This is a genomic window from Synechocystis sp. PCC 7509, assembly GCF_000332075.2.
In the GTDB taxonomy this organism is placed as follows: domain Bacteria; phylum Cyanobacteriota; class Cyanobacteriia; order Cyanobacteriales; family Chroococcidiopsidaceae; genus Aliterella.
Window position 1 is genome coordinate 1 of sequence record NZ_ALVU02000001.1, and the last position, 17,116, is coordinate 17,116.

Consider the following 17,116-nt stretch of genomic DNA (forward strand, 5'->3'; position numbering starts at 1 on the left):
GGGTCTTGTCTGTGGGTACGCAAGTTTTTGGAATGTCTTGTTGGTAAGTGCTGATTTTTAAAGGTTAAATATGAGGTCTTGTCTGTGGGTACGCAAGTTTTTGGAATGTCTTGTTGGTAGGTGCTGATTTTTAAAGGTTAAATATGGGGTCTTGTCTGTGGGTACGCAAGTTTTTGGAATGTCTTGTTGGTAAGTGCTGATTTTTAAAGGTTAAATATATTTGCTTGTTGATTTTTACTTTTATGCAACTCTTTTTGCCAAATTAACTAGGGTTTGGGCAATTTCTGAGGGCGGGATAACTTGGGCAAGATTTCTGTACTCTTGGGGTATATTTTGTTCTCCTTGAGCAACGATCGCATAACCTCCGGTTTCTCTGATTGCCCGCAAACCCATTATTCCATCGTTACTTGTTGGTGTCAGAATTAGGGCGATCGCTTTTTCCCTAAAACTCCCAGCTACTGATTCAAATAATAAATCGGTGGAAGGACTGACAAAATGAACTAATTTAGACTGCAATAGGGCAATGCTACCGTCAGGATTAACTAATAAATGTTGGCTTTTTGGGGCTATATATACTGTTTGCGATCGCAATATAGCTCCATCTTCGGCTAGTTTGACCTTTAAGCTAGTAGAACTATTCAGAATATCTACTAATTGGTTGAGATACTGAGGAGATAATTGCTGTGCCACAATAATCGCCAGTTCCAAGCCTTGTAACGCTGCTAAAATTTCTGTTAAGGCTTTGGTATCAGTGGTAGAGGCGATCGCTACTACGTACATATTAGTTTGAGTCGCATCGGCTGAAGATGTGTTCCCAGTAAAGTCTAAATTTTGTTTTTCTAATAGTTGACCGTTTACTACTGCTAATTCTTCGCTGCTGTCAGCTTCTAAAAGCATCTGACGGACTAAAGCGGCCTTCTGTTGGCTATCTTGGGCTAGCTCTTGAAAGCGTTTTGCCGAAATATTGTGGCTGCGAGTACGAGCGCGGATTGCCATGCGCTCGGTCAGGGCGGCTTTTTCTTCTAGCGCCCTTAATGCGCTCCATAATGCTATTTCTAATGCGTCCGTTTGTTCGGCAAGTAAGCTATTAATTGAGTAAGCATGACCTGTCCGACAGCGAAAACGAATGAGTTTGCCTTCCTGCAATTCCCACAATGCGCCACTACATTCAGGACAAGCAAAACCCGATGGTTTACCGGGACGCTGGGTATTTTGCATGGTATCTAAGTCAAATTCTGCGATGTTGGCTTCCATGTCCATTTGTTGGGGGACTTGAAATTTTGACTCTACAACGGGTTCGGCAGCTAATTTAGTTAAAGTTTTACTAATGTCCGCAACGCCGAGAATGTAATCAACTTCAACATTGTTGATCGCACTGCGGGGCATTCCTGAATATAAGGCTTCTTCAGGATCTTGAGAAATCGCTATTCCTCCACGCTGTTTGATTGCCGCAAGTCCTGCTGTTCCGTCATCTAGCAACCCTGATAATACTACTCCTACGACTCTCGATCCATAGGTACGGGCTGCTGTCCGAAATAAGGGATCGATGGCGGGGCGATGGCTGTTTTCGCGCGCACCTCGTACTAAATGAATACAATTATCTTTAATTATTAGGTGTCTATCGGGAGGAGCAACATAAATTTGCCCCGGCTTGATGATTTCGCCATCGGTAGGATGATGAGCTTGTAAGGACGATCCGTAGTGTTTTTCCATCACCCGGTTTAAAATTCTTGGCAAAACACTTTTGCCGTGAGGAGGAATGTGAAGCACAATAAAAACTGCTGCTGGTAAGTCTGGGGGTAATCCACAAACCAGTTGGCAAAGAGTTTCTACTCCTCCGGCAGAAGCGCCCACCACAATGATGTCATGTCCAGACATTTCAGTAATGTTTTTTTGATAAGTAGATAAATTTTAAGGCAATTTGCCCTAACTTGATTTAGCTTAATTCACTCTATAGTTCTAATGTTTTTTAGGGAAGTTACGGGCGGCTCTGAAACTTCGATTTGACGGGGCAAACAAATTTGAAAATTTGAGCCTTGCCCTAGCTGACTTTCTACAGCTATTGAGCCTTTCATCATATTTACTAGCGACTTTGTAATCGCCAGCCCCAAGCCTGTACCACCGTGCTGTCTTGTGGTAGTTTGATCGACTTGCCTAAATTCTTCAAAAATATGCTCTATCTCCGATTCGGGAATCCCAATTCCTGTATCTTTGACGCTAATTAATACTTGCTCTGAGTCAATTTCGCTGACTAATATTTCGACGCTGCCTTTATCTGTAAATTTGATGGCATTAGAAAGTAAGTTAACTAAAATTTGCCGCGATCGCGTACTGTCATTAATTACTATCGGGTTATCAAGCTCGACGCGCATTTGTAAAGGTATGTGCTTTTGCTCGGCAAGGGGGCGAAGTTCGGCGATAGTATTAGCAATTAGTTTAGTCAAATCAAATTCTTCTTTTTTTAGTTCCAATCGTCCAGCTTCAATTTTAGATAAGTCGAGAATATCGTTAATTAGTGCTAAAAGATTTTTGCCATTATTCAAAATTCGCTCTACCATATCAGCTTGAGCGGCAGTTAGGTTAGCGGTGCGCTGGCGCAACAACACCTGAGCAAAGCCGATTACCGCATTCATCGGCGTGCGGAGTTCGTGAGACATGGTAGCTAAAAACTGTGACTTTAGCCGCGCGGCTTCAATTAACTGCAAGTTTTGTTGAGCAATACGATTATGGGTTGATTCCAGTTCGCGGTTTTGCTCGGCTAAAATGTCGTTTTGTAAGCCTAAACGTTCTTCCCGTTCTTCCAGGGTATTAATTAGCCGCGCATTGTTAATAGCGATCGCCGCTTGTTCCCCTACCGCTTCTAATAAGTTACGATCTTCTACATCAAAAGCTTCAATATTGCGCCAATTGCCAATCAATAGCACTCCCAAACGTCCCGATGCGGCGGATTCAATGGCTACGGCATAAATTGAGGCAGGTTCGTGAAATGAGTGGGGAGACGGGACTCTACTTTTTTTCAGTAATTGCGCCGCCCCGGTAGAAAATACACGATTGAGTAAATCTGCTTGTGTGGAAAATAAGTCTAAGTTTTCCGGTTCAATTGCCGCCGTTGCAGTTAATTCTAACTGTTGGCTTTGGCGATCGTAAAGAGAAATTGCCGCAAATTCAGCCTCGCCAATTCCATCACAAACCGCGCCTACCATTACTTGCAATAATCCCGGTAAGTTTGTTAGGCGTTGGTTCAATAAGTTAGTAATACGCTGCAATACTCTTAACTGTTGCTGCTGTTCGCCTAAAATAATAATTGCTCGCCGCAAATTCTCCCCAATATCGGTGGCTTGCTGGTAAAGTCGGGCGTTATCAACGGCTAAAGCAGCTCGATGGGCTAAATCTTCTGCCCATAATAAATCAGTTTCATCGTATAACCGTTGTCCTTTTTCCCTCATCAAGCTAATTGCGCCTAAAGTCCGCCCACGCACTTTTAAGGGTATGCACAAAAACGAATTGAAGCCCAGTTTCTGCATTAATTGCCGTTGTTCAGCATCGGTGGCAATTGCCTCAATAATTTCTGGGCTAACTTCCGAGTATAATTGCGATTTTCCGCTCTTAATTACTTGAGATACCCCCGCCGTTACTTTGAGATTGACTCGATAAGTCCGCCATTGCTCTAACCACTGCATTTTTGAGCTATCTTTATGGGTTGAAGCAACGGGGCGCAGAGTCGAATTTTGGTCAAGAACATCGATAGTACACCAATCAGCTTGACCGGAAACGATCGCCATTGCCAGGTTGGTAAGAGTAGTTTTGTAGTCTAAAGATGTGGCTAAAATGGTGCTGGCTTCAGCTAAAAATCGCTCTTGTTCTTCCAGGCGCTTGCGTTCGGTAATATCCCAAAAAACCCCTACACTACCTCTAGTTTTGCCTTGTTCGTCAAATAAGGGGACGGCATTGGCTAGTAACTTGATTTTTTGTTCGCTCTTGGAAACTAGAACGTCAACTTCTTTATCAACTACATCAACGCCTGTAGCGGTGGCTTGCTGCATGGGTAATTCTTCTGGTTCTAGCTCCTTACCTTGACGATAAACTTTATAAGTTGGGCGCTCGGAACTAGGGGCGCTTAACGAAACATTGGCTTCTGCTGGTAAATCTAGAAGTTTTGCTAAAGCGGGATTGACTCGGATATTTTGACATTGGGAATCAAGAGCGATCGCAATTCCAATCGGCAAAACATCAAGTAAAGTCTGCATTTCGTTAATCCGCCGCTCCAAGTCTCGATTGAGCTTACCAATTTTGGCATCGGAACGTTTGCGATCGCTTAGATCAATCACAAAACAAATTGCTGTTTCTACAATTCCCTGCACCATCGCCCCACCAATCAATACAGGTACGCGGCTGCCATTTGGGCGGATATATTCTTTCTCGTAAGGACTAAATACACCTTTGGCTTTTAGTTCGGCGGCGGCTTTTTTGTCGGCTTTTTCATACGCTTTTGGGGTAATAACTAAAGAGTGCAATCTACCTAAAAGCAAGTCTTCTTGGCTATAACCCACCATGCCTAAAAAAGCTGCGTTGGCTTCTACTATTACACCTTGGGCATTGGTAACAACGATGCCGATGATATTGGCATCGGCTAAACGTCTAAAGCGCAATTCACTAGCTTCTAGGGCTGATTCTAGTTGCTTGGCTTCGGTGATGTCGCTAATAATTCCTGACATTCGCAACGGACAACCCGCGCGATCGCGTTGGGCTTTTCCTCTAGCTACACAGTAACGGTATTCTCCCGACGAATGCAGTATCCGAAACTGGGCTTCACATTTTTCCCCGTTTTGGAGGTGGTTAACTATAGCAGTCCGAATTTTTGATTCATCATCGGGGTGCATTCGTGCCATTAAGTTATGAGGAGTTAGGTTAAATTGCCCCCGTTCTTCGCCAATTATTTCTAATAAGCGATCGTTGCAATAAACTTCGTTTGTGGAGCAATACCAATCCCAAATTCCATCGTTTGCGCCTTCCAATACTAAACGATAGCGTTCTTCACTTTCTTTAAGTTTTTCCCCAGCAATTACCGCCGCTTGTTCTGCACGGTACAAACGTATTGCCTGATTTAAGATTTGATATAAGTTTTCTGGAGTAATTCTCGACTTAGGTAAGTAGTCAAAAGCTCCGGCTTTCATGACTTCTACAGCAATGCGCTCGTCGCCAAATCCTGTGAGTACAACTATGGGAGTAGCAATACTCAGGGAGCGGATTTGCTGCACCAATTCTAAACCGTTGCCATCGGGGAGCAGATAATCGAGGAATATACAGTCAAAAGTTTGTTGTTGGAGGATGGCGATCGCGCTTTGGCATTCTGTAGCTTCTGTCCATTGCATAACTATACCCGCCGCAGTCAGACTTCGCTTTACTGCCATGCGATCTATTTCATCATCATCTACCACCAGTATTTTGACCGTTTCTTCCATAGTGTTTAGCTATTAGCTTCACTTATATCATTTATTGTTTTAATTTATGGTATTTCTACTAAAGTCCAATATTTATTCATAGTTGCTACAGTTTCAACAAAGTTGGAAAAAGTTACTGGTTTTAAAATGTATCCAGCTACATTTAGTTTGTAAGCTTCTACTTTGTCTCTATCTTCGTTTGATGTAGTAAGAACAATTACCGGAATTGATTGTAATTGAACATCTGCCCGTAGTTCGCGTAAAAATTCTATGCCATTCATTTTTGGCATATTTAGATCGAGTAAAATTATCCTTCTGACTTGGGGTATAGGTGTTTGATTGTTGCTACCTCTTAATATAGATAAAGCTTCTAAGCCATTAGAAGCAAGGAAAAGTGGATTTGTAATGTTGTTTTTTTTAAACGCTCTTTGCACGTTCATTACATCCACTTCATCATCTTCGACAAGTAGGATGTTAATCATTTTCTCTGCCATTAGTTGATTAATATATTTCTGATTATTGCGGTTAAAGGAATAGAAGCCATCAATCATTAGATAGGTTAATGCTTGGGAAAGTGTAAAGTATGCCTAATTAAATTTAAGCTATTTTTAAGGTTTCAAAGGTGTTATTCGCGGAAAATGGTTATTTTTCGGCTTATTTATTCCAGGTGAAACTAAAGCTTGCTCCTTGACTTTCTTGAGAATCTATTTTAATTTTGCCCCCATAGTTCTCTACAATTTTTTTAACAATAGCCAAACCAATGCCAGTATTTTCGTTGCGATCGCGGGCTTCCAAAGTTTGAAAGATGCCAAAGATTTTTTCATGGTATTCTGGCGCGATGCCCTTACCATCATCAGCCACCGTAAACTCATAGGTTGTTCCCAAGTCTTGGCAAAAAACTTGCACTTTACCATCCGGGCGGGGATGGTGTTTGATAGCGTTACCAATCAAGTTAGAAAATACTTGCTCTAAAGGCAGCCTTTCTGTAACCAATGTCGGCATATTTGGAGCTATTTCAACGGTAAAGGAAGGCGGCGGAGCGAGGGAATCGATAATTTCGGCTAAAAGAGACGCAACAGAAACCGAGGATTTGTCAGCAGTTACGCGCCCACTACGGGAAAATTGCAGCAAGCCATTAATCAAAGCTTCCATACGATGAACGCGCCCGCGCAGTAAGTCCATTTGATGGCGAGTATCATCTGTAAGTACATCACTGATATCTTCTTCAATCCATTGGGAAAGATTAGCGATCGCTCTTAAAGGTGCTTTGAGGTCGTGAGAAGTGACGTAAGCAAACTGATCTAGTTCCTGATTGCGCTTTTCTAAAACTGTATTAGTTTGAGTCAAAATCGCTGTTAAGTAAGCCAACTCATTAGCACGAGCAGTTAGCGCCGCTTCGGCAGTTTTACGCTCTTGAATATCCGTACACACTCCCACCCACTCGCGGATAGTACCATCGGGCGCAATCACCGGAACACCCCGCACGGCAAAATAACGATAATTACCATCGGTGGCGCGAATCCGGTATTCGGTATCGTAAAGACTTTTAGTTTCTAAGGCTTGATTCCAATCTGTAGCCGTGCGCTCTCGATCCTCTGGATGCACGGCAGCTAACCAACCCCAGCCTTTAACTTCTGCTTGGCTTTGACCTGTATAATTTCTCCAATGGGGCATATCAACAACTTGCCCCTGAGCGTCGGTTGTCCAAACAATTTGAGAAGTGGCAATTACTAAAGATCGATAACGTTCTTCGCTTTGTCGTAAGGCTTCCAAAGAGTCGTAATGCGACTTCTTGTTTGCTTCGGCTTCAACTCGCAAAGATAGCTGCTTTGCCGATAATTCATCTAATTGGGCTGTCCGATTCAGCACTCGTTGCTCTAATTCAGTATTAAAAGCGCTAATTTGGGCGATCTCCTTAGTGCGATCGGTGATATCTGTAACTAAAGAAGTTACCCCCAATATTTCCCTATTACGATCAATCAAGGGTTGGTTGTACCATTCGCAAATAATTATTTTCCCCTCTTTAGTAATATTTTCATTAATGCTACGAGTTCCACCTCGGCGTTGCACAAGTTCGCGCCAAACTCGATCGACTTGCTCTTTGCTGCTGGCAGTGACGATTAAGTTTGTAGCATGACGACCAATAGCTTCGCTATTACTGTAGCCAAAGATGGCTTCGGCTGCGGCATCCCATTTAACCACCTCAAAATCTAGATTCCACTCAATTACCCCTAAAGAAGTTGGTTGTGGGGTGGCAAATTGAGGCAATTGTCCCAACGGATTAAAGTTTTGCTGCGTGCAACTAACTACCCAGCGATCGCCTACAAGTATAGCTTGCTCCAAAAACGAGTTGTAACTACCATCGGTTGCTTGGAGACGAAAAGTAATTTGATAGGGCTGATTTTGGCTAATAGCTTGTTGCCTAGTTGCCAGGAGGCGATCGCGGTCTTCGGGGTGCAAACTGCATTCAAATCCCCAACTTAATAACTCTAATTCCTTGATTTCGTCAAAATTCATAAAAAATGTATTGTAGACAACAGAAGCTAATTATTATTTGTGCAGGCAATATTTTTTGGTAGTAGAGATTGAACAACCTAAATTTGATACCCTAGTAAACGTGATATTCTCTTAAAATCTAAAGGAAATTGTAATTTTTTGTATCATTAAAATACTAATAAAATGATTGCAAATAAGTTGTATTGCTTTTTATAGAGAATAGATCGCTTTTAGACTTTGTATGAATTCAATTGTTTTAAAACAGTAAATGGCGGACGTTGATAATGAGTAAGATTCGCGTTGCATTAATTGAAGACCACGATCTCACCCGTGTAGGGATTAGAACCGCGTTGCAGCAGCGTCAAGAAATTGAAGTGGTGGGAGAAGCAGCTAATGCTAGTGACGGGCTAAGACTGCTAGAAGCAGAACACCCAGATATTGCCATTGTTGATATTGGCTTACCAGATAAAGATGGAATTGAGTTGACACGGCAATTAAAAGCCAGCCAAGATCCAAACGACGAATCAAGAACCAAGGTTTTGATTTTGACCCTTAGAGACAATAAAGAGGCGGTATTAGCAGCTTTTGCGGCAGGTGCGGACTCCTATTGTATGAAGGATATTAGTTTTGATAATTTGCTAGAAGCCTTGCGCGTCACCCATAGCGGTAATGCCTGGATCGATCCAGCGATCGCCCGAATTGTTCTGCAACAAGCCCAGCAAACCCCAGAAGGAAACACAGAAAACGTGGTAGCTGACAGCAAAACCGTATCTATTAATGCCGCCGATGCGGAGTACGATCAAATGATTGCTGCTTACCCGCTAACGGAGCGAGAATTAGAAGTTTTGCAACTAATTGTCGAAGGTTGTAGCAATGCGATCATTGCTGAAAAGCTCTATATTACTGTGGGAACAGTGAAAACCCACGTTAGAAATATCCTAAATAAATTGTGCGCCGATGACCGTACCCAAGCAGCAGTAAGGGCTTTGCGTTCTGGATTGGTGGGGTAGATCCCCCCTAGCCCCCCTAAAAAGGGGGGAAAATATCTGGAAGTCTCCGTTATTGTAAGGATTTGGCTTTTAACGGCGGAGATTAAGGAGTTCTTGGGGAGAAGCAAGGAGTTTCACTGTCACAGAAACAATTTGTTGCTGAGAATTGAGAACAAATAGCCAGGATACGTTTACACCAAATAAAGGCATTTGAACTTTGCCACTAACGCGAATTTGGACTAAATCGTTTTCTTGGCTTTCGATAATTCCTTGGTGGGGTTCAGCCAGTAGTCCTAGCGCCTCTTGCTGGAGGTAAAGTGCGATCGCATCCCTGCCCACAAGACCCGATTCAAAGGGTGCATACATCACGCCATCGGGAGCAAATAAAGCCGCCGTAGCGTCAAAATCGCTATTTAAAGCTTGAAAGTAGTTTGAAATTGTAGTGTTATTGATACCTGCGATCGCTTGTGTAGGTGTATCAGTTTGCATAAAATCTTCTCTAGGAAAGCAAAAATATAGATAGGTTTTAGATTAGCTATAAAGTCAGATCGAAACCTAGTTCCTAAAGAGAGATTGAGGGATTGAAGGGTTGGGAAAGCAAATATATTTAACGGATTTTGAAAGCAAATTGGTAACATTAATGCAACAATTTTATAACATCTCCCTATTATCGACCAATTAAAAAATATCTCCCAGATAGAACATTCTCGGCATCGTTCTCCAGTCAACTGCTTTGTGTTTTCATTCTTTGTGGATTGATTGCTTATTGCCATCAGCCAAAAAAGCCAGGTATTGCTACCATTCATAATTTGCTTTATTCTGCTTAACCCGAACTGACGTTAAAGAAATAAAAAAAACAAAACCAATTGCAATCAGTGAATTTATCAGTTTTAAAACAACGCAATTGCGAGTCAATGGTGGTTGATATTTGCTTGCTTAAGCCTTTGAAAATATCATCAGATTTGGAATCTGAACTCGATGAAGATGGTCGTTTCGTTACCAAGAAATCTAATCAGAGGTGGTTATGGCACGCCATTGAGCGTAAGAGCGGAAAAATTTTAGCCTCCGCCAGAGGTAGACGTTCTGATGAAGCTTTTGTACAGTTGAAAGCTTTATTAGATCCCTTTGGAATTACCCGTTTTTACACCGATGATTGGGGAGCTTATTCGCGGCATTTAGACCAAAGATTGCATAAAATTGGTAAACAAAACACTCAAAAAATAGAAAACAAGCATTTGAATTTACGAACACGAATTAAACGTTTAGCACGGAAAACGATTTGCTTTTCTAAGACGGTGCTTATGCACGATCTTGTAATTGGACTATTTATTAACCGCTACGAGTTTGGTTTGTTAATTTAATACTTAATCAACAATTTTACAACATCTCCCAATTTGTTTTGCTTCGATTAGATCATTGATAGCAGTAACTAGCTTACCTTGTAACTTGCTATGTTTCCCTTGGGGCATTGGTTTTTGGACAACTTGACCGTTAATATACTCGCTATAGGGCTTAGTTTCGGGTAGTTTGAGAAACTCATCTAGGGTGATTTTTGTGGGTGACTCTACCATAAGTAGGAATGCTGAATTATCTGTAAGATAGATTGGTTTCCGTAGTAGCCCTGAAAGCTTTAGCCAGCGAAGGTTGTGTGATTCAAGCTATTGATAGTTTGATTAGTCCCAGCTACTTAGTGCGATCGCCTGTTTACTAAAATGTTAGTTTAAAACTTTTTTCATGATCCAATTTTGAATAATATGCACGCCAACTTGCTCGAAACCTAGCTTTTGGTACAAGTGCAGAGCATTATCATTTGTTGGATCGCAACTTAAGGAAATTTGTTGATAACCATCGGCTTTTGCTTGTTCAAAGAGATGAATTAGTAAAGATTTTCCTAACCCTTTGTTTCGGTATTGAGGGAGGAGGGCAATAGCAAGTTCGGGAGTGCGATCGCTTATATAGCCATAACCTTGATTATCTACTGTAAAAAGACGATACCAAGCAGCGCCAATAGGGGTTTCAACGTCAAGAGCAATGAAGGCGCGATCGCTTTTACGTCCCCAATCCTGAACATACTTAGCTAAATCGGGAGTTTGCAAAACTTCTCGTGGAGGTAAAGTTTTTCCTTCCCGCACACAACGCAAGCTGCGAATTTCGTACAACATATCCCATAAAAACGGGACATCATCCTGATTAACCGCTCGAATCTGGTAAAAATCCATTGCTAAAAAAGCGGGCATTTTGCCCGCCTCAAATAATTAACCTTTCACGCAAACTACTTGCTTTAGAGTTGCTACAATTTCTACTAAATCGGATTGATTGCTCATCACCGTATCTATTGACTTGTAAGCACCGGGAATTTCATCTAAAACCCCTTCATCTTTGCGACATTCTACGCCCTTTGTTTGCTCAATTAGATCGTCAAGAGTAAAGTTGAGTTTTGCTTTATTTCGAGACATCAAACGCCCCGCGCCATGACTACAGGAGCAATAACTATCTGCATTAGCTTTACCTTTGACAATGAAAGATTTTGCCCCCATTGAACCGGGAATAATACCATAATCTTCTTCCCGCGCCCGTACTGCACCTTTGCGAGTCACGTACACACTCTCACCAAAATGCACTTCTTTCTCAGCGTAATTGTGATGGCAATTTACCGATAGTAAAGGCTTAGTTGGTTTACCACCAGCCAAATGCTTTTCAACAATTCGCTTAAAACGAGCCATCATGACATCACGGTTAAAACGGGCGTAATTCTGCGCCCACTGCAAATCGTGCCAATAAGCGGCAAATTCCGGTGTACCAGCAACAAAATAAGCTAAATCCAAGTCGGGTAAACGAATTTCTGCTAACTTAGCTAATTCTTTCGCCGTGCTGATATGATTTTGCGCCAACATATTGCCAATGTTGCGCGAACCAGAATGTAACATTAGCCAGACTTGATTTTCGCTATCAATACAAACTTCTAAAAAGTGATTTCCACCACCAAGAGAACCCATTTGGTTGATGGCTTTGCTTTCTAGATGCTGTACCCCTGGATGCAAATGTTTAAAATCAGCCCAACCTTGCCAATTAGTTACAGACTTCTCCACAACTTTATTTTGATTAAATCCAACGGGAATCTCTGCTTCAATATCCAAACGGATTTTTTTAAGTTTGCCTTCTAGTTGTTCGGCGGTAAAAGGAGTTTTAATTGCACCCATTCCGCAATTGTGAACAAAAACACCCGCCTTTAAAGCAAAATTGTGGTACTCAGGTACAGTCAAACAATAAACATCTTCTTGGTAGTTGAGAGTTTCAACTTGTGTGACTTTGTGGTTGCAAACACCTACAATCTGTGAATTCTCAAGACTATTATCTAACTGCTCAAAGTTTTTGCGATCAATTAAAGCTGGAATTTTACCAACTAAACCTGAATGCGCTACTTTTTGCCATTTACCAGAATAAGGTTGAGCAATCAATGTACAGCCATCTCGATCTAGTTTGGAATAAAAGGGCATTAAAGAAGTTTCTGCTGTGAGATTTTGTGCTTCCTCGTAAGTTCCATTTCTCAGCATAAACTGATGATCTGGAGTGCTTACAACCACTTCCCCATTATCCAAAGTAACTTTAACTAAACTTGCATTGTGTCTAGTTAACTTAGCTGTTGCTTTAGCTGCAACAATCTTATTTGTCAAAGTACAAGCATAAACGGTAAATTCCTCATCATGATTAGCAAGCCTGCTAATTTTGTAAGATTGCCCATCTATTAATGGAATTAAAGTATCTCCTACAAAGCAGCCAATATCAACGCCAATCGTCGCCGGAACTATCGCATCAGTAGTTGCAACCACCGATCCCACCAATGCACCTTTACCTAAATGAACATCCGGCATTAAAGCTACGTGCTTGAATACAAAAGGTAAACTTGCGACATTTTTTGCCATTTGGGTTTCTTGTCCCCCTAAAGCATGATTTGCCCAAGAAAGTACAGGTTTGGGCGTAGTTATATCTAATTTTTCGTAGGGCATAAACGTTTGCCTATAGTTTATATTACATTTATACTACAAGTTACTTACGAGGGTCAAGAGCGATCGCTTAATTCTTGTACCAAAAAACCAATTCCTACTTTTTGCAACCCAAAATTCACCATATATATATTTTAAATAAATGTAAAAAGTAGCTGTTTAGTCTAATAATTGCTGAAAAATAAAAGCTAATTTATTTTCGATTATGGATAAAAAAACAAAAGCAAAGACTATGAAAAAAAATGAAGGTGTTGAAATACTGAAAACTATTAACGCAGCGCGGCAAAATGGCTACATCATAATTAGATAATTGTAAAACCGTAAATTTACTTAATTGTAAAAATTTGCCAAAAAATCATCTTTTACAACCAATTTGAAAAAAATAATCATAGACTTATATGTACTTATAAAACACAAATAAGTAGCCCTTTACCTTTAGGCTGTTTATTACACAATTTGATGATCGTAAATTTTACTTTTAATTACTGGCGGCGATCGCTTTGGCGGCGGCTGTCATGGCTATTTTTAGGTTTGTTAATAGGACTATTACTATTTGGTAGTGCAAGCTCTGTAGCGCAAACAACCCGTCCAGAAATTCGCGGTGTATGGATGACGGCTAATGATAAAAATATCCTGCGCGATCGCGCCAAAGTGCTAGAGGCGATGCAGCAACTACGGCGGCTGAATTTCAACACCGTTTATCCTGTAGTGTGGAATTCTGGCTATGTAATGTATGAAAGCCTCGTAGCCAAGCGTAACGGCATTCAACCTTTTGTCTACAAAGGCTTTGACGGGCATGATATTTTAGCGGATGTGACAAATCAAGCTCATCGCCAGCAGTTGTTAACGATTCCTTGGTTTGAATTTGGGTTTATGGCTCCTCCAACCTCAGAACTAGCGATCGCCCATCCTCAATGGCTCACGCAACGCCGCGATGGTAGCCAAACGTCCATTAGTGCGGCGGGGGAAGTATTGTGGCTCAATCCTTTTCATCCTCAAGTACAGAAACTTATTAGCGATTTAGTTATAGAAATTGTCAGCAAATACAATGTTGATGGCATTCAGTTTGACGATCATATGAGTTTGCCCAATGAGTTTGGCTACGATAAATATACGATCGCCTTATATACCCAAGAAACTCAGCTTCCACCCCCAGCGAATCCTCAAGATCCAGCCTGGACGCGATGGAGAGCCGATAAAATTACAGCTTTTATGGTGCAACTCCATCAATCGGTTAAAGCTATCCGACCTAATTTAATTTTCTCTGTAGCTCCCGCACCTTACGATGCAGCTTACAGGTTGCATTTGCAAGATTGGCTTGATTGGGTACGGTTAAATATTGTTGATGAATTGATTGTGCAAGTTTATCGCCCCGATGTACCAAGTTTTATTGCCAAAATTACCCGTCCCGAAATTCAAGAAGCACAGCAAAAAATTCCTACAGCAATTGGAATTATTGCCGGGTTAAGAAATCGTCCCGTATCCATTAGGCAAATTGGGCTGCAAGCACGGGCTGCAAAACAACGTGGTTTAGGTGTTTGTTTCTTTTACTACGAAAGTTTGTGGAATCACGCTTCAGAAACTGTTGCTCAAAGACAATCGGGTTTTCAAGCGCTGTTTCCTTCTCTAGCGTTGCGGGCTACTAGATAAAGTAATTTATGGCGATCGCACAGCAGTTTTGGTAATTCTTCTCAACCAGATTGGAGTATTGCGGTTAAGGTTGGGTAGTTGCTTGCAAGTAAATTTATTTGGGCAGTGGTCGGCATACCGCCCTCTCTTATAAAAACATTGCGGAGCAGTCAAAACTATACGCGCACCTTTTCAAAAAGTCCTTTTGATATTATAGCTAAAGGAAAAATGGAGGTGTTGTAAAAGTGTTGGTAAAAAGTTAAATAGATAGACCAAATTTGTATCTATTAATAAACATCCCAATCGCTAAATTGTGCATGACAACTGTTTTGGGGAAAAATAGTTTTTCGAGCTAAACGCTTAATTCGAGTTGCAAATTCAAATGCTTATTTTCTATCTTTTGAGTATTTTGTTTGCCAATTTTATGCAAGTGTTGCTCTAAATACCGTTAATAAGCTCCCCAATTATCGGTGTAAAAACGGGTAATTTCAAAGGGTTCTAATCAAGCTTTCAATTGGACAAAAACTTCATCACAACGTGTCCCAAAAACGTAGGCTAAAACTTTTCTGCTCTGACGCTCAATAGCGTGCCACAACCACCTTTGGTTAGCTTTTTTTCCAACGAAGCTCCACATTTCATCGTTTTTTCGATTCCATCCCAATCGTCATCAAGTCTAGTTTAGCTACACAAATATCAACCACCATTGATTCGCAATCAGATTGCTTTAACATTAATAAATCCACTGGTTGCAATTGGGTTTGTTTTTTTAGTTCTTTGATAACAGTGCTAGTGCTAATATGCAATACTCTTGCTGTATCTCGAATTCCACTGCCGTTAAGAGCCATGTCTACAATTTGTTGTTTTACTTTTCGGGACTGTCCTTGATAAGCATAATTTAAAATGAATGTTCAACCCTCACAAACTTGTTCGCGACATTGGTAGCGTTACTTCCCTTGAGGAGTCTTCCCATTTTTTACAATATTTACTCCCTGACAGTAAGGACAATGCAATACTTGTGTAATCATGGCTAATCTTGATACTATTTATACTACTACTTCCCTAATTGAATGTTGTCATATCAACACTTTTGCAACATCTCCCTCTACTCCTCCAATTGAAAATCCATGCAGATGAGAATTCGTCCAACCCATCGATGATTGAATAATCTGATGTAATTTTCCTAGTGTGATGTAACGGTTGACTTGTACCCGTCTCCAGATTGGCGGACTAAAATCTTTAAGCGTGATTTTCAGTTGATAAACAGATTTAGCCTTTGATTGTAATTGATTTGCCATATTAGGTTGTTTAATTTCAATTTGAGACTTAGGATTCGATTGTCGATATCGTTTAACAATTTCATTAACCGTCGTCTTACTCAAGTGCAATACCCCCACAATTTGACGGTAGGAATTACCTTGCTCCACTATCAGTAATACCTTGGAAGTCAATTGGTCTGCTTTCACTCTTTGTCGAGGTTGCCTGCCTAATTTCTGACCCCGTGCCTTAGCTCAGAGATAATTCATTCTAGAAGGGAAAATAATTTATCGATATCATGAGCAAGACATCGTTCAGCTTTGGTAAGAGAATCATAGCCAGACCTCCGCGCGATATTGCGGATAATAGACCAATTGGTGGCAGCATTGTAGTTACTAAATGGGGCAGCATCTTCTCCAAAAATTACATCTTTCACGAGCGTGCAAACGATTTTCAATTCCCCAATTAAGTTCAGTAAAGACCTTGACGATGCGACAGGTAATTCATCCGTGAGTCTTCTCAATATCAACAAACTGTTCCCAGGGTTTTTGACCAGTGGCAATCGTTTTACCCCTCTCCTAAGAAACAATTTGAGTAGAGGGGTAATCCACAATCCAATACTCTGCAATGCCTAAACGCTGATATTCTGCCAATTTATCGATGTAATCGTCTTCCCAATTGGTTGAAACAACTTCTACCGCTAGTTGGATCGGCTTAGTTAAAGCTGCATAACATGATACATTGGAGTTCCACTCTACCTCGCTAACTACACTAACATCAGGATTTCTACCTCGTTCTCGCCCCTCACAGGTGGAAGTTTTGATTAGTATGCCTTTATCAGTAATATAGCTAAGATTATTGCGCCTAATTTCATCGTCGAAAGCAAATAATAAAAATCTTCCTACATTTAACTCAAAAATGCCCTTGCCATCAGGGTATTGCTGAAGAAACTCGGCAAAATTTAGCTTTTTAGTAGTGGTAGTCATAAAAAGTACCTTGTGCTTTTACAAAGCTGTTAGTTGCAACCTTATTTGTAGGCAATGTACCACTAGCTCAATTAAACCAGCTAATGGACGGGCAAAAAACTGACACATTCTCTCGCCCACAAATGCTGCTGTCAAAATAACACTATAGACAGCGATCGCACTTAATAAAAAAGTACATATTACAGGAACTTCAAGTAAACTTTAAGATTCTTTATAAATAGAAGCCTTATGCTAGTATTTGGGTGATTTAAGCGTTTAAGTATTGATAATTGACCGCATACGCTATTTAAAGGCGTTTCTATACTTTGGTGGTTGAG

16 protein-coding genes and 1 pseudogene are annotated in these 17,116 nt (G+C 40.9%); 4 read left to right on the forward strand and 13 right to left on the reverse strand.

Annotated elements, in window-relative coordinates:
* Positions 1 to 240: 240 nt before the first annotated feature.
* From SYN7509_RS0200005 to SYN7509_RS24715, 4 genes are all read right to left on the reverse strand, one after another.
* Entirely contained in the window at positions 241 to 1,878 is a 1,638-nt protein-coding gene (locus SYN7509_RS0200005) for a chemotaxis protein CheB (protein ID WP_009630257.1), read from the reverse strand.
* A gap of 68 nt (positions 1,879 to 1,946) precedes the next feature.
* Entirely contained in the window at positions 1,947 to 5,462 is a 3,516-nt protein-coding gene (locus tag SYN7509_RS0200010) for a PAS domain S-box protein (protein ID WP_009630258.1), read from the reverse strand.
* 44 nt (positions 5,463 to 5,506) lie between these two features.
* Positions 5,507 to 5,992, reverse strand: coding sequence for a response regulator (locus SYN7509_RS0200015; protein ID WP_009630259.1), 486 nt, complete (start codon positions 5,990 to 5,992; stop codon positions 5,507 to 5,509).
* Between the two features lie 103 nt (positions 5,993 to 6,095).
* Positions 6,096 to 7,958, reverse strand: coding sequence for a PAS domain S-box protein (locus SYN7509_RS24715; protein WP_009630260.1), 1,863 nt, complete (start codon positions 7,956 to 7,958; stop codon positions 6,096 to 6,098).
* 263 nt (positions 7,959 to 8,221) lie between these two features.
* Here SYN7509_RS24715 and SYN7509_RS0200025 point away from each other — a divergent pair, with 263 nt between their 5' ends.
* Positions 8,222 to 8,947, forward strand: coding sequence for a response regulator transcription factor (locus SYN7509_RS0200025; protein ID WP_009630261.1), 726 nt, complete (start codon positions 8,222 to 8,224; stop codon positions 8,945 to 8,947).
* A 69-nt stretch (positions 8,948 to 9,016) separates the two neighbouring features.
* Here the strand turns inward: SYN7509_RS0200025 and SYN7509_RS0200030 are convergent, their stop codons facing one another.
* Positions 9,017 to 9,415, reverse strand: coding sequence for a nuclear transport factor 2 family protein (locus SYN7509_RS0200030; RefSeq protein ID WP_009630262.1), 399 nt, complete (start codon positions 9,413 to 9,415; stop codon positions 9,017 to 9,019).
* Between the two features lie 177 nt (positions 9,416 to 9,592).
* Here SYN7509_RS0200030 and SYN7509_RS31580 point away from each other — a divergent pair.
* Both SYN7509_RS31580 and SYN7509_RS0200035 read left to right on the forward strand, forming a co-directional pair.
* A pseudogene (locus SYN7509_RS31580) lies at positions 9,593 to 9,753 on the forward strand (IS982 family transposase); the annotation flags it as partial.
* Positions 9,754 to 9,801: 48 nt separating this feature from the next.
* Positions 9,802 to 10,287, forward strand: a complete 486-nt coding sequence (locus tag SYN7509_RS0200035) for an IS1 family transposase (RefSeq protein ID WP_084610605.1) — start codon at positions 9,802 to 9,804, stop codon at positions 10,285 to 10,287.
* A gap of 3 nt (positions 10,288 to 10,290) precedes the next feature.
* Here the strand turns inward: SYN7509_RS0200035 and SYN7509_RS0200040 are convergent, their stop codons facing one another.
* The 3 genes from SYN7509_RS0200040 to SYN7509_RS0200050 form a co-directional block, all read right to left on the reverse strand.
* Positions 10,291 to 10,497 carry a Uma2 family endonuclease gene (locus tag SYN7509_RS0200040; protein WP_009629985.1) on the reverse strand — a complete coding sequence of 69 codons (207 nt, stop codon included), beginning with the start codon at positions 10,495 to 10,497 and terminating at the stop codon, positions 10,291 to 10,293.
* Positions 10,498 to 10,641: 144 nt separating this feature from the next.
* Positions 10,642 to 11,163 carry a GNAT family N-acetyltransferase gene (locus tag SYN7509_RS24720; RefSeq protein ID WP_009629984.1) on the reverse strand — a complete coding sequence of 174 codons (522 nt, stop codon included), beginning with the start codon at positions 11,161 to 11,163 and terminating at the stop codon, positions 10,642 to 10,644.
* 18 nt (positions 11,164 to 11,181) lie between these two features.
* Positions 11,182 to 12,933 (reverse strand): intein-containing RctB family protein, encoded by a 1,752-nt coding sequence (locus tag SYN7509_RS0200050; protein ID WP_009629983.1) that lies wholly within the window; start codon positions 12,931 to 12,933, stop codon positions 11,182 to 11,184.
* Between the two features lie 456 nt (positions 12,934 to 13,389).
* Between SYN7509_RS0200050 and SYN7509_RS0200060 the strand changes: the two genes are divergently transcribed.
* On the forward strand, positions 13,390 to 14,580 hold the full coding sequence (locus tag SYN7509_RS0200060; protein ID WP_009629982.1) for a family 10 glycosylhydrolase: 1,191 nt from the start codon (positions 13,390 to 13,392) through the stop codon (positions 14,578 to 14,580).
* Between the two features lie 481 nt (positions 14,581 to 15,061).
* Here SYN7509_RS0200060 and SYN7509_RS30835 read toward each other — a convergent pair whose 3' ends face one another.
* The 5 genes from SYN7509_RS30835 to SYN7509_RS24735 form a co-directional block, all read right to left on the reverse strand.
* Entirely contained in the window at positions 15,062 to 15,193 is a 132-nt protein-coding gene (locus SYN7509_RS30835) for an IS1 family transposase (RefSeq protein WP_369792200.1), read from the reverse strand.
* Position 15,194: 1 nt separating this feature from the next.
* A complete protein-coding gene (locus tag SYN7509_RS30840) occupies positions 15,195 to 15,404 on the reverse strand; it encodes an IS1-like element transposase (protein WP_028954006.1) in 210 nt (69 codons plus the stop codon).
* 228 nt (positions 15,405 to 15,632) lie between these two features.
* Positions 15,633 to 16,022 (reverse strand): IS1096 element passenger TnpR family protein, encoded by a 390-nt coding sequence (locus tag SYN7509_RS30845; protein ID WP_028954007.1) that lies wholly within the window; start codon positions 16,020 to 16,022, stop codon positions 15,633 to 15,635.
* A 56-nt stretch (positions 16,023 to 16,078) separates the two neighbouring features.
* Positions 16,079 to 16,375 (reverse strand): hypothetical protein, encoded by a 297-nt coding sequence (locus SYN7509_RS27405; RefSeq protein ID WP_148297899.1) that lies wholly within the window; start codon positions 16,373 to 16,375, stop codon positions 16,079 to 16,081.
* Between the two features lie 16 nt (positions 16,376 to 16,391).
* Complete coding sequence (locus SYN7509_RS24735) at positions 16,392 to 16,799, reverse strand: Uma2 family endonuclease (RefSeq protein WP_009630248.1); 408 nt, start codon at positions 16,797 to 16,799, stop codon at positions 16,392 to 16,394.
* Between the last annotated feature and the right edge of the window lie 317 nt (positions 16,800 to 17,116).

Coding starts and splice junctions, on each gene's coding strand:
- SYN7509_RS0200025 (WP_009630261.1), top strand. CDS start 8,222: ATGAGTAAGATTCGCGTTGCATTAATTGAAGACCACGATCTCACCCGT.
- SYN7509_RS30835 (WP_369792200.1), bottom strand. CDS start 15,193: ATGTGGAGCTTCGTTGGAAAAAAAGCTAACCAAAGGTGGTTGTGGCAC.
- SYN7509_RS0200015 (WP_009630259.1), bottom strand. CDS start 5,992: ATGATTGATGGCTTCTATTCCTTTAACCGCAATAATCAGAAATATATT.
- SYN7509_RS24720 (WP_009629984.1), bottom strand. CDS start 11,163: ATGCCCGCTTTTTTAGCAATGGATTTTTACCAGATTCGAGCGGTTAAT.
- SYN7509_RS30840 (WP_028954006.1), bottom strand. CDS start 15,404: ATGGCTCTTAACGGCAGTGGAATTCGAGATACAGCAAGAGTATTGCAT.
- SYN7509_RS0200040 (WP_009629985.1), bottom strand. CDS start 10,497: ATGGTAGAGTCACCCACAAAAATCACCCTAGATGAGTTTCTCAAACTA.
- SYN7509_RS0200005 (WP_009630257.1), bottom strand. CDS start 1,878: ATGTCTGGACATGACATCATTGTGGTGGGCGCTTCTGCCGGAGGAGTA.
- SYN7509_RS0200060 (WP_009629982.1), top strand. CDS start 13,390: ATGATCGTAAATTTTACTTTTAATTACTGGCGGCGATCGCTTTGGCGG.
- SYN7509_RS0200030 (WP_009630262.1), bottom strand. CDS start 9,415: ATGCAAACTGATACACCTACACAAGCGATCGCAGGTATCAATAACACT.
- SYN7509_RS0200010 (WP_009630258.1), bottom strand. CDS start 5,462: ATGGAAGAAACGGTCAAAATACTGGTGGTAGATGATGATGAAATAGAT.
- SYN7509_RS24715 (WP_009630260.1), bottom strand. CDS start 7,958: ATGAATTTTGACGAAATCAAGGAATTAGAGTTATTAAGTTGGGGATTT.
- SYN7509_RS0200050 (WP_009629983.1), bottom strand. CDS start 12,933: ATGCCCTACGAAAAATTAGATATAACTACGCCCAAACCTGTACTTTCT.
- SYN7509_RS24735 (WP_009630248.1), bottom strand. CDS start 16,799: ATGACTACCACTACTAAAAAGCTAAATTTTGCCGAGTTTCTTCAGCAA.